Annotated in this window: 13 protein-coding genes; 1 reads left to right on the top strand and 12 read right to left on the bottom strand. The window is 28.8% G+C overall.

Annotation, left to right across the window (positions count from 1 at the left end):
• Nucleotides 1-9 precede the first annotated feature (9 nt).
• Nucleotides 10-1,473: a glycerol-3-phosphate cytidylyltransferase gene (gene tagD / locus E5347_RS09490; protein WP_136006767.1), complete on the bottom strand. Its 1,464-nt coding sequence runs from the start codon at nt 1,471-1,473 to the stop codon at nt 10-12.
• A 984-nt stretch (nt 1,474-2,457) separates the two neighbouring features.
• Complete coding sequence (locus tag E5347_RS09485) at nt 2,458-3,114, bottom strand: sugar transferase (protein WP_136006766.1); 657 nt, start codon at nt 3,112-3,114, stop codon at nt 2,458-2,460.
• Between the two features lie 449 nt (nt 3,115-3,563).
• Here E5347_RS09485 and E5347_RS09480 point away from each other — a divergent pair, with 449 nt between their 5' ends.
• Nucleotides 3,564-4,523, top strand: coding sequence for an LCP family protein (locus E5347_RS09480; RefSeq protein ID WP_136006764.1), 960 nt, complete (start codon nt 3,564-3,566; stop codon nt 4,521-4,523).
• A 218-nt stretch (nt 4,524-4,741) separates the two neighbouring features.
• On the opposite strand, the gene tnpA is transcribed toward E5347_RS09480, so the two are convergent.
• From tnpA to E5347_RS09430, 10 genes are all read right to left on the bottom strand, one after another.
• On the bottom strand, nt 4,742-5,218 hold the full coding sequence (tnpA, locus tag E5347_RS09475) for an IS200/IS605 family transposase (RefSeq protein ID WP_136006762.1): 477 nt from the start codon (nt 5,216-5,218) through the stop codon (nt 4,742-4,744).
• A gap of 242 nt (nt 5,219-5,460) precedes the next feature.
• Nucleotides 5,461-6,870, bottom strand: a complete 1,410-nt coding sequence (locus tag E5347_RS09470) for an alginate O-acetyltransferase (protein WP_136006761.1) — start codon at nt 6,868-6,870, stop codon at nt 5,461-5,463.
• A gap of 12 nt (nt 6,871-6,882) precedes the next feature.
• Nucleotides 6,883-8,280 carry an MBOAT family O-acyltransferase gene (locus E5347_RS09465; protein ID WP_136006759.1) on the bottom strand — a complete coding sequence of 466 codons (1,398 nt, stop codon included), beginning with the start codon at nt 8,278-8,280 and terminating at the stop codon, nt 6,883-6,885.
• A 628-nt stretch (nt 8,281-8,908) separates the two neighbouring features.
• Nucleotides 8,909-10,054, bottom strand: a complete 1,146-nt coding sequence (locus E5347_RS09460; RefSeq protein ID WP_243109765.1) for an amidase family protein — start codon at nt 10,052-10,054, stop codon at nt 8,909-8,911.
• Between the two features lie 28 nt (nt 10,055-10,082).
• Entirely contained in the window at nt 10,083-11,303 is a 1,221-nt protein-coding gene (locus E5347_RS09455; RefSeq protein ID WP_136006757.1) for a phosphopentomutase, read from the bottom strand.
• 264 nt (nt 11,304-11,567) lie between these two features.
• Nucleotides 11,568-12,734 (bottom strand): YhfX family PLP-dependent enzyme, encoded by a 1,167-nt coding sequence (locus E5347_RS09450; RefSeq protein WP_136006756.1) that lies wholly within the window; start codon nt 12,732-12,734, stop codon nt 11,568-11,570.
• 11 nt (nt 12,735-12,745) lie between these two features.
• Complete coding sequence (locus E5347_RS09445; RefSeq protein WP_136006754.1) at nt 12,746-13,849, bottom strand: aminotransferase class V-fold PLP-dependent enzyme; 1,104 nt, start codon at nt 13,847-13,849, stop codon at nt 12,746-12,748.
• 10 nt (nt 13,850-13,859) lie between these two features.
• Entirely contained in the window at nt 13,860-14,735 is an 876-nt protein-coding gene (locus E5347_RS09440) for a phosphotriesterase family protein (protein WP_136006752.1), read from the bottom strand.
• A gap of 169 nt (nt 14,736-14,904) precedes the next feature.
• Entirely contained in the window at nt 14,905-16,191 is a 1,287-nt protein-coding gene (locus tag E5347_RS09435) for a YhfT family protein (protein ID WP_136006750.1), read from the bottom strand.
• A gap of 130 nt (nt 16,192-16,321) precedes the next feature.
• Nucleotides 16,322-16,678, bottom strand: coding sequence for a DUF2620 domain-containing protein (locus tag E5347_RS09430; protein ID WP_136006748.1), 357 nt, complete (start codon nt 16,676-16,678; stop codon nt 16,322-16,324).
• Between the last annotated feature and the right edge of the window lie 9 nt (nt 16,679-16,687).

The raw sequence follows: 16,687 nt of genomic DNA, 5'->3' as shown, positions 1-16,687 counted from the left end.
TCTTAACTCCTAGTTTTTATTCAAATCTTTTTTTATTTGAGTTGTACTGATTTCTGGTGTTCTCTCTAAATATACTACTTCTACACCTTCTTCTTTTAAAAAGTCAAATTGTCCTCTCCAGTCATCTCCCATAACAAATGTATCAATATGATATTCATGTACATCTGTTCTTTTTTGATCCCAATTTGTTTCTGGAATAACTAAATCAACATATCTAATTGATTCTAAAAGCGCCTTTCTTTGTTCATATGTAAAGTAACATTTTTTTTGTTTCTCATTCCAGTTAAATTCATCTGAAGATAGAACTACCACTAAATAATCTCCTAAAGCCTTAGCCCTTTTTAATAAATTAATATGTCCATAATGTAGTAAATCAAAAGTTCCATATGTAATAATTCTCTTCATGTCTATACCTCTCTTATTTCTTAAACTAGCATTTTCAAACTTTATATCTAGAGCTGACTTTGGAAGCTCTGTTTTTCTTTTCCTTTTCATTAAAGCTTCAACCATATCATTAGGATTAACTTTTTCATTTACTATTGAATTAACTGCACTAACTATTGGCATATCAATTTTGTATTGATTAGCCAATTTAATAACAGCTGGCAAAGCATTTATTCCTTCAACAACCATACCAACTTCCTTAATTGCATTTTCAATAGAATATCCCATTCCAATCAATTGACCTGCTTTATTATTTCTACTATGCTCACTCATTGATGTAACAACTAAATCTCCAATTCCAGCTAAACCATTGAAAGTTTGATCATAACATCCCATAGCAGTTCCAAGTCTCGATATTTCTGTAATTCCTCTTGTAATTAATGCTGCCTTTGTATTATCTCCATAACCTAATCCACTTGCTATACCTGTTGCAAGAGCAATAATATTTTTTACAGTTCCACATAATTCAACACCAATTATATCTGTATTTGTATATACTCTCATACATGTATTTTCAAATATATTTTGTACATATTCTGCAACCTCTAAATCTTTGCATGCTGATACAATGGTTGTAGGAATATCTCTAGAAACCTCTTCCGCATGAGTAGGACCTGAAAGGGCAACTAGCCTTACGTTTTCATGACAACCATCTTTTCTTAATTCATCTTTAATTACCTCAGTTAATGTATATAACGTATCTGATTCAATTCCTTTAGCCACATCAATAATTATCTGACCATCTTTTATATATTCTCTTGCTATAGATGCAGTTTTTCTTATAAATATAGAAGGTACTGCAAATATAATAATATCCTTATCCAAGCAGGCATCCTTTATTTCTTTAACGAAACTTATCTCTTTTGGAATAGTTACATCTGGCAGCTTAGGATGAACTCTCTTTGTAGATAATTCCTCTATTTCCTCTTCTAAAGCAGACCATACTGTTACTATGTTCCCCCCATTTGATATCACTCTTGCTAAGGCTATGCCCCATGTCCCGGCTCCTAAAATGCCTATTTTTTTCAACAGTCATTCTCCCTTCTTTATTTATTATAAATAATCCTAAAATACTAATTTAAATATTTTTCATTATCAAATTCTTCTACTTATTTATAAGTATTTAACATAAATTTAACTATAACTACATTTCATTTTAACATTAACTTTTTATAATTATTTTTATAATCTTATAAACCTAATTGTTTCTATAACTTATATTTCAAAAACATATTATAATTACTTTGCATTTGCATACTTTTACCATTATAAGATATATATTTTCTTATAACAACATTTTTCTATTTGCTCTGTTTTTATTTACTCTTCTATTATTTTCTTTATTTTTAGGTTTCTTTTATATTCACATATATTCTACATTCTTTAATATAAATAACTTAATAGTATAATATTTTGTTGTATTTAAATAAAGTGCTAAAATTTAATTTGTATTAAATATTATAATTGCTATCAAAAACTATTTAACCTCTGAATGTACTTCTTCAATATCTCCATTATTTTCTCTTTCTTATAGAAATAAATAATTATATATTTTTCTAAATATAGGTGAAGATAAAATTAATACTATCCCTATAGATATAACTAATGTTGATATTAAAAAGCAATTTTATTAGAATACTTAGGCATTATTTCCACTTATACTTTAATAAAATATATATGTCCTATATATACATTCATAGTATTTCTTTCAAATTTACTTATAGTCACTTTTTTATCTGGTATTAACCTATTATAAATATGCTAATTAATAACATTATTATATCTATTGCTAATCTATATAAAGCACCAATTAAAAATGTCATTTTAATATTTTATATGAACTTTTGATGCTAAGTAAATATTTACAAAAAATTCAAGTTCTTCTGCTTCTGTAGAAGCTATATAATATAGCATTAGATAACCCTACATATCCTGTTCCTGCTACTGCTATTTTCATTTATTATCTCACCTTATTTAAAAACATTAACTATTTTTAATTACTATTTTCATCTATTAAGCTGCATTTTCATCTCCAAATAGCACAAAAAACGTCTTAAAAATGAGCTTTATATCTAACCAAAAGCCTCTCTCATTTACATACTTAATATCAAGCTTCATCCAGTCTTCAAAGCCGATTTTATTTCTCCCCATTACTTGCCAGAAACAAGTAATGCCTGGTTTTACATCTAGACGCCTAAGCATCCATTTTTCAAATTCCCTAACTTCATTCGGCAAACTTGGTCTCGGTCCAACTAGACTCATTTCCCCTTTTAAAACATTGACTAACTGTGGTAATTCATCTATACTTGTCTTTCTTATAAATTTACCAACCTTAGTTATTCTAGGGTCATCTTTAATTTTAAACATAGGTCCAGACATTTCATTTTTATTTTTCAACTTTTCTTTTAACTCTTCTGCATTAACTACCATAGACCTAAATTTATACATATTGAATTCTTTTCCATTCAATCCTACTCTTTTCTGCATAAAAAGAATCGGTCCATTTGATTCAATTTTTATTAAAACACTTACAATAAAAAAAATAGGGCTTAATAAAACCAGGCCTATAAGTGAGCCTATAATATCTAAGCTTCTTTTTAATAAACCATATACTATCTTAGTTTCTTTTTTATCTGTCTTACCATTAATATTTATATTAATATTATCCATCTTATCCCCCTGATAAAACATTATTTAATCTTCTTATTTATTTATAATATTAATTTTTAGCATTGTTAATTATATCATACTCACTTATCAATTAAAAGCTATTAAACTTTCATTATAATTTCAGCTTTAATTAAGTATTCAAAATATTATTATTGGCTTTAACTTATTTTTCATATATTTTACATTTTTTAGTTTTATTTAAATTTAGTTGGAATTTAATGCGTTTATATATAACGCAAAACTTGATTTTGTCGAATTTTTATTATTTAAAATTTCTTATTTCTCCTCTATTAAATATACATCAATTATTTTAATTTAATACAATAATATGTTTCTACTTTCCAAATTTACCTTTTATCTGCTATAATATAACAAGTTTTTAGAAAGATTCTGCTCATTTTTATGAATTTGAAATTAATTATAAGTACTATATTTCAGGAGGATATTTTATGAAGAAATTTTCAGGAAAGAAAAAAATTATTATTTCTATACTTTCTGTTATTTTAATCGTTATTGCAATAGGGGCTGGATATACATATTACCTTTCAAGTAAGGTTAACAGAATAGATATAGATAGACAGGATGTTTTAGATACTGGTAAAGAATTACCTAAGGAAGCTTCCGATGTTATAACTATAGCTCTTTTTGGCAGTGATTTCTCAGAACTATATGAGGTAAGTGCTGCAGATGCAACTATGATTCTTTCAATAGATACTAAAAATAACAATATTAAACTTGGTTCATTAATGCGTGATATTTATTTGGATTTACCTCAAGGTGGTAAGATGAACTTAAATTATACTATCTTAGATGGTGGCCCAAGCGCCATAATGAAAACTATAAATTATAACTTTAATTTAAATATTGATAAATTTGTACAAGTTGACTTAGAAAGACTTCCTAAGATAATTGATTCATTAGGTGGCGTGGAAATGGAAATCACTGCAGATGAACTTAAATACATAAATGGATATATTGATAATATAGATAAGAATAATGGAACAAAAACTGATCATATTTATTCTGCTGGAAAACAACTTTTAAATGGAACTCAAGCTTCTGCCTATTGTAGAATAAGATATACAGAAGGTCGTGATTTTAAAAGAACAGAAAGACAAAGAGATGTCTTAGCTGCTTTATTCCTTAAGTTTAAAGATATAAACTTAGCTGAAGTGCCCGGATTAATTAATGAGATTCTTCCACTAGTAACAACAAACTTAAGTAATGGTGAAATAATTTCAATTGCTACCAAAGCTCTAGGCATGGGACTTAACAATATAGAGCAAGGAAGATTCCCATCCGATTCTAATATTATAAGTGCCGGATTTACAGATATGTACCATACTAATATAGATATTGAAGGAACTACAAAAGAACTTCATAAATTTATCTACTCTATAGAAGAATAGTACGTGCTGTCGCACAATGTATAATTGATAATGCATAATTTATAATTGATGAAAAAACTCCTTTCGGAGTTTTGAAATTAAACTGAGTCATGTACCACCAGCTTAGCTGGTGGCTTGATTAAGCCCTATAAGGGCATGATACTGGCGGCACTACTCGTGCTCTGAATAACTGCCAATCGCAAAACAGTTTCAGCTACCACCCTCATCGGGTGGTTTTCCTATTTGCTACTTTTTACCGGCGATCCCGTGAACGGGTCAATATATTCCTTCATACTAATTTGTTCTGCTATTTGATCTTCTTGAATTTGATTCTGAATATACTTTGCAATTGCAGCTTTATTTCTTCCTACTGTATCAACATAATATCCTCTACACCAAAAATGCCTATTACCATATTTATATTTTAAATGTGCAAATCTATCAAAAATCATTAAGCTACTTTTACCTTTTAATGTTCCCATAAATTTTGCCACACTCATTTTAGGCGGGATAGTCACTAACATATGTATGTGATCTGTACATGCATTAGCTTCGATTATCTCTACTCCCATTCTCATACATATAGTTCTTAATATTTTTCCTATCTCCACTTTATATTTTCCATATATTATTTGTCTTCTGTACTTCGGTGCAAATACTATGTGATATTGACACCTCCATTTTGTATGTGCTAAGCTTTCTATGTCGTTACCCATACGACACACCTCCTATGATTTTATTATTTTACGATTGTCAGTCGTTTTAATTTTATCATAGGAGTTTTTTTTTCAGAGCTTAAGCCCTTTTGACCACCGGCATAGCCAGTGGTTTTCAATACAATTTAAAAAACTCAAGGAAAGCACCTTGAGTTTTCTTTAATTCTTTAATTAAAAACTCTCTTAATTTAAAAATGATTTCAAAGAAATCATATCCTTAATTCTAAATTCTAAGCTCTAAATTATTCATCATTCATTAGCTTTAGCTCTACTTTTCCATACCTCTCCTCATCCTTTGATAAGAAATATAAATCAAAGGCATCTATATCTTTTATTTCGTTATTAATAATCGAAAAACCTACATAATTATTATCTTCAACTCTTTTTACTTGTAAATCTAAAATTCTTCCATTTATAGTAGCATAAGCATTTAATATATCTTCACCTTCGTAAGGTATAGCAATAGTCGTTAAGTTTGTATTACTCTTTTTAAAAGTAGTTTGGTTAATTTCTACTAAATCATCTTCTTTTAAACTGCTATAACTGTTTATATTTTTTATTAAAGGCTTATTTTCCATAGTCTTCTTAGGATAATGATAACCTGTATTTGTGTATTCTGTTGATTCAAATAAGACCATATCTGGCTGATATATATTGATATAGTACTCATAATCTAATACATTTCTATAGTTATGTATCTTCATAATTTCAGAAAAGTTTCCTGCAATAAATTTTTCTTTATTATTAAAGTAACTACCTGCAAATATTAAAAGCTTTGTCCCATCAGGATTAGCTTTATTTACATAATGATTATAATATCTAAAATCCTTATGTCTTATAATTTCATATTCATAATCCTCTATATACTCTAAGCTATATTCCTTTAATTCATAATTAGTAGTTGTCTCATTTATAGGAAAATCTGAGTTCATTAATGAAGTGTTTACAAATGGAATTGCTTCAAACTTATTTATATCAAAGCTTCCAACTCTATTATCTAAATCATTAAGTCTATCTATCATAGCTGAAATCCCATAAATTGCACCAGTTTCATTCCAATGTCCAGCATCATACTTAGGATCAAACACTTGAGCTTCTTCCTTAGCCTTTAGAAGTATATCTACATTACTTAAATAATTTACACCTTTTTCATCTAATAGCCCTGTAAAGTAATCTAAGTTTTCTGTACTTCTAATATAACCTTCTGGTAAATACTCAGGATAAATAGTTGATTTACTAGGTTCTAATGTATATAAGAAGTCTATTCCTCTATCCCTGCAATAAGTTTCAAAATCCTTTATAAAACTTGAAAATAGCTCCTGAAATCTTAAATCAACATTTGTTTCAGGTAATTTAAGATAAACATAACCATCTTTTCCATATTGATAATTAGGATGAACCATCTCATCTAGGAGTATGTCCATTGCTCTCCCATAAGATTTAACCATTCCTTTCCTAAATCCGATTCTATCATTAACAAAGGATTCAAAGTTATATATTACCTTACCACTATCCTCAAAAATTTCATCGAAATCTACCAGCATTCTATTATCTATTTCAGAAACCACATCTTCTTTTAAATTCATAAAAATTAATGGCACTGCAATAATTCCTAAAAATAATATTATCTTTACCTTATGTATTTTCTTCATAACTTCACCCCTTTAAAATTGGAAATATATAAATGGACTGTAAGTTGAATTAATTATAAATACTATAGATAAAATAAATAAAATTAAAATTCCCACAGTAGATATAATTTCAAAACTCTTATTTCCATTATATTTTCTAAGTTTATTAGAGATAAAAGGAAGTGATCCTAAAGCTGCCACTACTATCCATAGCACTAACTTTTTATTAATAAAATAAGTAAATTCATAAAGATTTGCATTTGAATTAACTCCAAACATAACTTCTAAATATCCAAAAGCTTGAGAGAGGTCATCTGCTCTAAATAACACCCATCCAATTATGACTATAAACATAGTAACTAAGTATTTAATTATACTTGGAATATTAATATACCAGCTTTTATTCTTTATAAGTCTTTCAAAAACTATAAATATTCCATGCCATATTCCCCAAAGAATGAATGTCCAAGAAGCTCCATGCCATATCCCCGTTACTAAAAATACTATAAATAAATTTACATAGACATTCCCTTTTCTATTACCACCTAAAGGAATATATAAATACTCTTTAAACCAAGTTGATAAGGAAATATGCCATCTTCTCCAGAACTCAGTTATAGACTTAGATATATAAGGATAATTAAAGTTTTCCATAAATCTAAATCCAAACATATGACCAAGACCTATTGCCATATCTGAATAACCTGAAAAGTCATAATAAATTTGGAAGGTGTAGCATATAGCTCCTATCCAAGCTGTAGGTGTATCTATCCCCTTTTCATAAAGACTAAAAATATTATCAGCCATGGCTCCTAAGATATCAGCAATAATAACTTTTTTACTAAGACCAAGTACAAACCTATTAATTCCATAGCTAAACTGTTCTATAGATTCTTGCCTACTTCTAATTTCCTTATCAATAGTTTTATACTTAATGATTGGCCCTGCAACTAATTGCGGAAATAAAGATATATAAAGAGCTACTGAAAAAGGATTTTTATTAACTTTTCCATCTCCTCTATAAATATCTATAATATAAGACATCCCTTGGAAGGTAAAAAATGATATTCCTATAGGAAGAACTATATGCTTTAAAGAGAGATTTTTACCAAAAAGCATATTTGCATTTTCTATAAAGAAATCATAATACTTGTAATAAAATAATATTGAAAGGTTTAAAATAACACCTAAAGTCAATATTGCTTTTTTAAGTATTTCCCTATTACTATACTTGTCTACAAGTATTCCAAAAGAATAATTGAGTATTATTGAAGCAATTAGTATCTTTAAATAAGCTACTCCACCCCAAGCATAAAATATTAAGCTTGCAATTAATAATATATAATTTTTTATTTTTTTCCCTGCTATATAATATAAAAGTAAAATAAACGGTAAAAAAATGAATATAAATATTGTTGAACTAAATACCATAACATCTCCTTAATTAATATCTATCTTTCAATTAATAATCTAAATCTATATCCTTATATCCTAATAGTCTCATTAGCCTTATAACCATAATAATATTATAACATTATAATCTTTTGCTTTTGTAGGTTTTAAGAATTCCTTTAGTAAATTACCTATATTGAAATCGTGAATTATTTATTTTTATCAACATAATTAATAGCATATTTAGTTAAATTCCATATAATTAAACAAATTAGTTAAAGATAATTAATGATTAAAACTTTCAATTAACTTAATATTCTCCATTAATTCTTCAATATTATACTATAAAATAGACCTTCTTTGTATCTATATATTTAATTATTAAAATTAACAGATTTGCATTTCTTAATAAAGTGTTAATCTCAATTTATATCATAGGTATATAAATTTTACTCTTATAAATCTCCCTGCAAACTAAATTATTTAATTACATTAACTATAAGATTAATTCACTAAATATGTCTATTTGGGTTACCACAATCTATTGTAGTATGAATTTGATTAATAAATAATAACTTTTAATTATATTCTTTTAATAAAAACACCCCAAAAGATCTGAAATTTGGAATCTCCAACTTTCTGGTCTCTTAGGGTATTTTATTACAATCTATAGTTTTATTGGTTCTACAAACTTTTCTCTTCTTATAAAATATCTTTGAAAAATCTCATTCTTATCAATAACAGAATCTAATTCTTCGGCTAAACTAAAAGCATTAACCATTCCCTCTTCTCCTTGTTTTCCACAAATAACAAATCCACTTGCTAACTTTTCTCCTGGAATAGTAATACCTGTACATTTACACATGTTTATAGCTTTTACTAAAGCTTTCCCTCCATTAGATGTTATTTCTTTTTCTGCTTTTCCCTTAAAACTCCTTTGAATAGTTTCATCATATCCATAAACATCTATCGGTCCTTCAAAAGTTAAAATAACATCAGCTAAATTATTTTCAAATATATTTTTTATTTCTTTTATTCCAATATTTCTTTCATATATATTATCAAAATCATATTCTATAAATTTAATTCCTTTATTATCTATTAAATTAATTGCCTTATCTATCTCTTGCCTCATATCAGTACCATCAGGTAACTTTAATAAATTTGTTTTTGGAATTGCTACTCTAATAAGACTTGAGTTTTCATCTTTATTAAATTTCAATTTCTCTTTTACTTGAGCTATATATTTTAATATTTTTTCATCTAATAAATCATAAGCTACTTCCTTTAATATAGATAAGTTTTTAGAAATAACTCCAATTCCCCCACTAAAAGCTATACTATCAGTAGATAAACTTTCTTTTTTAGTAGTTAAATTAACTCCTGATCCAATAAAGGAATATAAATTTGTACTTAAAGCAGGAGCAAGAACTGATCCACCACCATCAGTCCCAATTCCAAAATCGTTAATGCCCTTAATTATATTTATAGCAGTTCCACTACTAGATCCAGTCATACATCTATAAGTTAATGGATTTATTAAATCTGTATCAATACTTCTACCTAAATGTGACATCTTATCTATAGTCAGTAATAAATATTTTGAATTATTTCTAATTTTATCCACTGACTCTATTGGGATATCCACAGTATTTTTAACTCCAAATGTTAATAAGTTTTCTGATTTTTCTTTCATTTCTTTATCTAAGCTATTATTTATTGAAATCACTGACTTATATAAATTTTGTTCTGCAAGTATTTTAGATCTATAAACTTTAGTATTCTTATCTATATTACTATCTTCTATTCTCAACCTAATTACCTCTTTTTACAATTCTTAGTTACTCCTTAGAAAGAAGTATTTTATCTAAAAAGCTTGTTCCATTTTCAGGACTCTTAACTTTAAAATAATCTGCTACAGTTGCACCTACGTCTGAAAGTGTTTCTCTTATTCCGACAAAACCTTCCTTAATATTTTCACCATATATCATTAAAGGAACCATTTCTCTTGTATGCTTACTATGCCCTATAGTTGGATCATTTCCATGGTCAGCCATAACTAATAAAATATCATCACCATGAATAGTATCTGTAAGCTCTCCAATTAATCTATCAGCAATTTCTAATTTTTCAGCATATCTATCTACATTTTCAGCATGTCCTGATAAATCTGTTTCTTGAACATTGCAACATATGAAGCCATTCTCTACTACTTTAGAGATTTCAATTGTTCTTTCAAGTACCTTTTCTGTATCTACCATAGGTATGCTTGTTCCTTTTTCATTTATAACTACATCTGCTACCTTACCCAGTAAATAAACTGGTATATTTTCTTCTGATAAAATAGTTGATACTTGAGTTTTTGGGTTAACTCCATAGCCTAAGTGAATACATTCATAACCATTATCATAAACCCCTGACTTAGGAGCATTTATACCTATATATCCACCTTCTTTTTCTTCTTCAGCATTTAATATATCTTCTAAAGTAATGCCTTTGCCTCCAAAAGTAATTACTCTTGGTACTGTGGCAATAGATCTTACTATATGACCTACTTCTAGAACCTTGCTAAAAGGAATTAAATCTAAAGCTGATGTTATATTAAATGCTTGTCCTAAATCACATTCTATATTATCAGCAATAGTAAGAGCATCTTCTACTACAAGATATTTTTCTTTCTTTCCTTTTTTGTATTCTACCTTATATCCTGCATCTTTTATCGCCTTATAAATTTCATCTATTTTATTTTTAATAGGTTCTCTAAAAGGCATCTTAGGCTTTGTCCCCATTATTTCTTGGTGTCCAAAGAAAGTATCAGCTCCAAAGTGTGTCAAATTAGCCTTACCATAAGTAGCCTTTGGATTTACCTTCATTTCGTTGATTTCTTCTCCTAATATATTCATTAAACCTAGCTTTTCTAAAACAGGTAATTTTAAATCTTTTCTTCTTTCTAAAATATGAAGACATGTATTTGAATTTATGTCCTGTGGCCTTGTCACCTTAACATCATCCATTTCACCTATACCAAAACCATCAAGAACTATTACTATAAATTTTTTCATTATAAAAACCTCCTTTATTTTTAGTTTTTTAATACTCTTCAAGGTTTAATTTCATAAAACAATAAGTTTAGATTTCTAAATCTTACATCCTAATTAATTACAAAAATTAGAAATTTAATTTTTACATCTCAGAGAATCATAAAATTATAAATAAAAAGAAACTTCAACAAACTGTTAGCCTATCCCAACCTCTTGCATCCATTTCTTTTAATAAAGTATCTTCAAAAACTAGTTTATATTTATTTTTATTTTAGTAATTCTTACCTATATAGCTTTAGTCTCTATTCCTTGAGAGTCATAGACTCCAATTATTTCAGGTTCCCCTTTATTAATTCCCTTAACTAAGGCAACATTACTTCTAGTAACAAATATTTGTGTTCTAAAAGCCATAACTACTGTATCAGAAACATTGCAGTTCTCTGATAACTCAAAGTGATAATCTATGCTTTCATCTGTAGGTGGAGTTACTTTAACCATTTTGTAGTTCTCAATAGATTCCCCTACTAAAGCATTTTCCACATGAGATCTTCTATAGTGACCTCCACCATAACAATATCCTTTATCTAATAAGTTATGGGATACTTCTGTTACATAAACCATTGCTGGTATTTCTTCAGCATCATTTGCTTTATGATAAGGTGTTGTTCCGGTTAAACCATGCCCTGGTTCTCCATGAGTTCCACCTTCTTCACTAATTTTCTTTATAGAGTTTACGCAAGTAGCTGAAGGCATATTAAGCTGCTCTATCTTTATATCAAATTCCTTTTCCAGTATTGTTTTTGCTTCTTTTATTGTGTCTATATTTCTAGTTCTTTTAATTTCGTTACTTGCTTCATCATATAAGAAACATGGAAAAGATGCGATTCCAGCAATATTTAAATTCTTTAGCTTTAATAATTCTCTTCCTATTTCCTTAAGTTCTTCTAATTTAAACCCACCATATTGTCCTGAATATAAATTGTCATTTTCTCCAAGTACTCTTAACATAATATTTTGCTTAATACCAAGTTTCTCACAAGCTTCATTAATTTCTTTAGCTTTTTCTATTGTATAAACAGTTATATAATCTGGTTTTGATTTAACTACCTTTTCTACTAAAGCCTTTGGGATTTGAACTAAATGTCCAACATGCCCAATTTTAATATCATTATTAATCATTACTTCAGCTTCTTTGAAATCTACTACTACTGCTCCATCATAACCAAGCTTCATAAACTCTTTTGAAATAACAGGATTTCTTCCTATTTGCTTAGTCATAAAATACAGCTTAATCCCATATTTATCTGCTTCCTCTTTTATCTTTCTAGCATTGTCAACTAATGTATCTAAATCTACAACATAAGTATCTGGTAAAATTAATCCTTCTTTATGGAGCTTAAATGCAGCTTGAACTAATTCTTTATTTCTTTCTACAGTTTTTTCAAGAAACATATCTACTCCCCCTATTTACTTTTTACTTCCTCTATTGCACTTTTTAAAATTCTTATAATTGTATCTGCACCACTTCTCATTGGATTTATTCTAATCATTCTTTTTTCAAGAGTTGGATCTGCCGCTCTAAAGGTTCCAGAAACTCTATACATCATTGGTACAAACTCATACTTAGATTCAGAACCTACTGGGTGAGATGCAGCACCATATTTAGTAGTCAATTCTAAAATTTCCTCAGCAATATTTTCATTAAACTCTACCAATAATACCTTAGATTGAGCATTTGCTAAGAAAGCATCCTTAATTTCTGGAATTTCTCCACTCTTAAGTCTAGCAACTAACTCTTCATTAACTTCTGATTGAATTGCTAAAGAAACTGGTGCATAAATTAATCCTCTTAAAGCTTCCATAGCTTCATGTCCTTGTACTTGACTTCCACCAGAATAATTTAAAGAATAAACCTTATCTATTAAATCTTTCTTTCCTATTAAAACTCCAACACCTTCTGGTCCTAATACTTTAAAGCAAGAAAAGCTTCCAAGATCAGCTCCACATTGATTTCCGATTTTCTTAACCTTAAGAGCTGCATAATTATCATCTGTAACTATTCTTATATTTTCATTTGCTTCTTTTATAGTAGTAATTACTTCTTCAAACTCATAAGAATCATCTATCTTTTGTCTAGTATTTTGAACTAAAGCACCCTTTATTTCTGGATGTTTAGAAATTACTTCTTTAATATCTTCTATATCATTAAAGTTAGCTGTAACTATATTAAGTCCCATAGTTTCTATAGTAACCTTTGAAGTTGGATAAATTGGTGCATCATGAACTAAAATAGTGTCTCCACTTTTCATAAAGCTAATTAGTCCCCATCTTATAGCACCAGTTCCTGCTCCCCTTACTAGTATTGCTGCTTCAGCATCAAAAACTTCTGCAAAAACACTTTCAACCTTCTTTGTGTAGGTTGGTTTATTTAATCCCTTAACTACACCTAAGTCTCCTAGAGATAAAACTTCTCTGCCATCAAAATGCTTCGTTATTGTATCTATTATTTTAAATTGCAACTTTTTTGCTTCTTCTAAACTTATTGAGTGCAATGGGTATGTCTTCATAACTTTCCTCCTACTTCAGGTTATAAATATTTTTTATATTATTAACTAGCATGTTTTCTATATGCTTGTTAGAAATTTCTTTTTCATATAATCTTGGTAAAAAGTTATCTATTAAATAACTATAGCCAAGTCCACCATTCTCTTTAAAATGTGATTTTCTAGTAATATCCATAGACATAACTATTTGATTGCTATATCCTCTATCACATAATTCTTTTAACCATTTTGCTCTATCTTCATCTGGTTGATAATTATTTTTCCCTATTGTATCAAAGGCAATATTAACTCCTGTATCAAGTAATCTAATCATATAATCTAAGTCTCCACTTAAATCTATATGGCTAAGAGTTACCTTAGATAAATTTACATTAAACTTTTTAAATATTTCAATTTGTTCAAGTCCAAGCTTTCCTAAAGTAGTATGAGTAATTATTGGTTTTCCAGTTTCTATATGAGCCCTTGAAGACGCTTCAAAAACCTTAAGCTCCATTTCTTCAACTTTATTTAAGCTAGTTCCTATTTCTCCTATAACTTCAGCCTTTGTATTAGTCCCATCTATTCCAATAACAATTTCATCTGTTAAGATTTTAGCCATTTCCTTAGTATCTAATTTATATACTTCTTCAGGTAAAAATGGCTCTTTATAATATCCTGTTGCTTGAAGAATATTTATACCTGTTTCTTTAATAACTTCCCTAACATATTCCGTGCTTCTACCCATTCCTCTATTAGTAACATCTATAATAGTAGAAACTCCCTTACTTCTTAAAGCTTTAAACTCTTCAATAGTTTGATTCTTATTGTTTAAGAAACAATCTGCATCTTTTTTTACTCCAGATAAATCTATAGTTACATGCTCGTGGGCATAAATTATCTCTCTTTCCATATAAACATCCCTCCTTATTGCCATATTTTATTATTATTTTCCTAAAGGACGGTGCTGTCGCACAAACAGCCCAAATTAAGAATTATTGATTTTTCATTATTCATTCTTAATTTTTCATTGTACGACAGCACCATCTATTTAGATAAATGAATGTACAGAAAAATGTATTTTAGACTGGAAGTACGTATAGTCCAACTAAGTATAATATGTTAATTAAAATTCCTACTCCAATTGCTCCAACTGGACCTACTGCCATATCTACTATTGGTTTCTTTGAAGTTTTGTTTAATACATAAAGTCCGATTACTGCGAATAATCCAAGTCCTGGTGCCATAGCTTGAGCAGCCATCATACCACCTATTAATAATGCAACTTCTAGCACTTTACTCATTGCAGTTCTTATGTTATCTCCGCACTTTCTAACTCCTGGGAACTTGTCCATAAGCTTAGCTAATCCATCTAGGAAGTAAACTTCTAATGCCATAATTGCAGCACCTGCAACGAATGCTAATATTGGGTTTCCAATTAAGAATCCAGCAACGAATACAAATGTCATACCAGCTGGTGCATATACTCCAGTAGAAATTGCAGTTGTAGCTACTAGTGGGATAAAGCCTATTCCTCTTGCTAATGCAGTCATAGCAGCTTCAGTATTTTTACCTTCTGCTAAAAGATTTAAACTTATTGGATCACCAGCTACTAAGCTTAAGCTTGTTGCAGCAGAAATTAATCCACCCATTAATGCTAATATAGGTAAGTTCTTTTTAATCTTCTTTACTCTTTCTGCAAATATTGCAGCTAAATCAACCTTTGGTGCATTTGGATCTGGTTTTTCTTGAACAGCAAATATAATCATGATTATCATACCTGCAAGTAAAGCCATACCTTCAGCATCTAATTTTATATTCATACCATTTATAGAGAATGTTCCATAAATAACAGTAATTTGTCTAACTAATAATGCTACTAATCCAGTTAAAAAACCTTTCTTTGTTCCAAATTGATATGCAACAACTAAAGCTGGGAATACTGCAAAAGCAACTGTAATTGGAGTACCAACTTGCTTTAATGGTTCTAAGAAGTTAACTGGTAACTTTGCAAATAAATCAACTACGAATTGTAATCCATAAACTATACCAATACCATAAGCAGCTCCTGCTACTCCTGAAATAACCATTCCTTTTTTACCACTTGGACAGAAAGATCCAATGATATCAGTACCTAATAAGATACTATGAATTAAAATAATTGATGCAGCTATTGAAACCGGAATACCAAAACCAATAACTAATCCAAAGCTAATTGCAAAAGAAGTTGCTGCTAAAGCCTTTTTGTCCATTCTTCCTTCTAAGTACTCTGGAACTATTGCTCTAAAACCATCATTGAATACAGCAACACCTGTATTAGATAAAATTGCTGCTAGTGCACCTAAAAGCGCTATTACTACATATTGCATAAATGATTCCTCCTAAATTTTATAAATAATATTTAAATTAATAAAATAACTAACCCTATTAATTGCTTATTTAAATCTCTTTTAACAAATTAACTACAGCTATCTACTCTTATGCAATTTAAAATTTATATTAAAGAATATATTTAAGAATAACTGGTATAACTTCTTCAGCATGTTGTGCTGTAAATCCATAAGCTCTTTTTCCTGCTTCAACTTCAGCCTTTATTTCTGCTTCACTTTTAATATTTCCTGGCATTGAAACAGTTGCACACTCTCCCATACCAAGTAAAGCAATTGCCATAGCTAAAGCTCCACCACCACCAGTATTACATGCTCCTAAATAGAAATCTGCTGCTCCAGTTTTAATTGCCATTGCTGCTTCAATATCGCTTTTTATTTCAATTGAAACCTTGTCTCCTGCAATTTTAGCTGTAATGTCAGCCACTCTTTGCTTATCAATTTGTCCACCAATAACTATTCTCTTCATTTTTCTTTC

It is taken from the genome of Clostridium sartagoforme, from assembly GCF_004794105.1.
Classification (GTDB): Bacteria; Bacillota; Clostridia; order Clostridiales; family Clostridiaceae; genus Clostridium; species Clostridium sartagoforme_B.
This window is presented reverse-complemented; position numbering and strand designations above follow the sequence as displayed.

Excerpts from the sequence above, each read along its gene's own strand:
- E5347_RS09435 (WP_136006750.1), bottom strand. The coding sequence starts at position 16,191 with ATGCAATATGTAGTAATAGCGCTTTTAGGTGCACTAGCAGCAATTTTA.
- tnpA (WP_136006762.1), bottom strand. The coding sequence starts at position 5,218 with ATGGGTAACGACATAGAAAGCTTAGCACATACAAAATGGAGGTGTCAA.
- E5347_RS09470 (WP_136006761.1), bottom strand. The coding sequence starts at position 6,870 with ATGAAGAAAATACATAAGGTAAAGATAATATTATTTTTAGGAATTATT.
- E5347_RS09430 (WP_136006748.1), bottom strand. The coding sequence starts at position 16,678 with ATGAAGAGAATAGTTATTGGTGGACAAATTGATAAGCAAAGAGTGGCT.
- E5347_RS09440 (WP_136006752.1), bottom strand. The coding sequence starts at position 14,735 with ATGGAAAGAGAGATAATTTATGCCCACGAGCATGTAACTATAGATTTA.
- E5347_RS09445 (WP_136006754.1), bottom strand. The coding sequence starts at position 13,849 with ATGAAGACATACCCATTGCACTCAATAAGTTTAGAAGAAGCAAAAAAG.
- E5347_RS09480 (WP_136006764.1), top strand. The coding sequence starts at position 3,564 with ATGAAGAAATTTTCAGGAAAGAAAAAAATTATTATTTCTATACTTTCT.
- E5347_RS09455 (WP_136006757.1), bottom strand. The coding sequence starts at position 11,303 with ATGAAAAAATTTATAGTAATAGTTCTTGATGGTTTTGGTATAGGTGAA.
- E5347_RS09465 (WP_136006759.1), bottom strand. The coding sequence starts at position 8,280 with ATGGTATTTAGTTCAACAATATTTATATTCATTTTTTTACCGTTTATT.
- E5347_RS09450 (WP_136006756.1), bottom strand. The coding sequence starts at position 12,734 with ATGTTTCTTGAAAAAACTGTAGAAAGAAATAAAGAATTAGTTCAAGCT.
- E5347_RS09485 (WP_136006766.1), bottom strand. The coding sequence starts at position 3,114 with ATGGATAATATTAATATAAATATTAATGGTAAGACAGATAAAAAAGAA.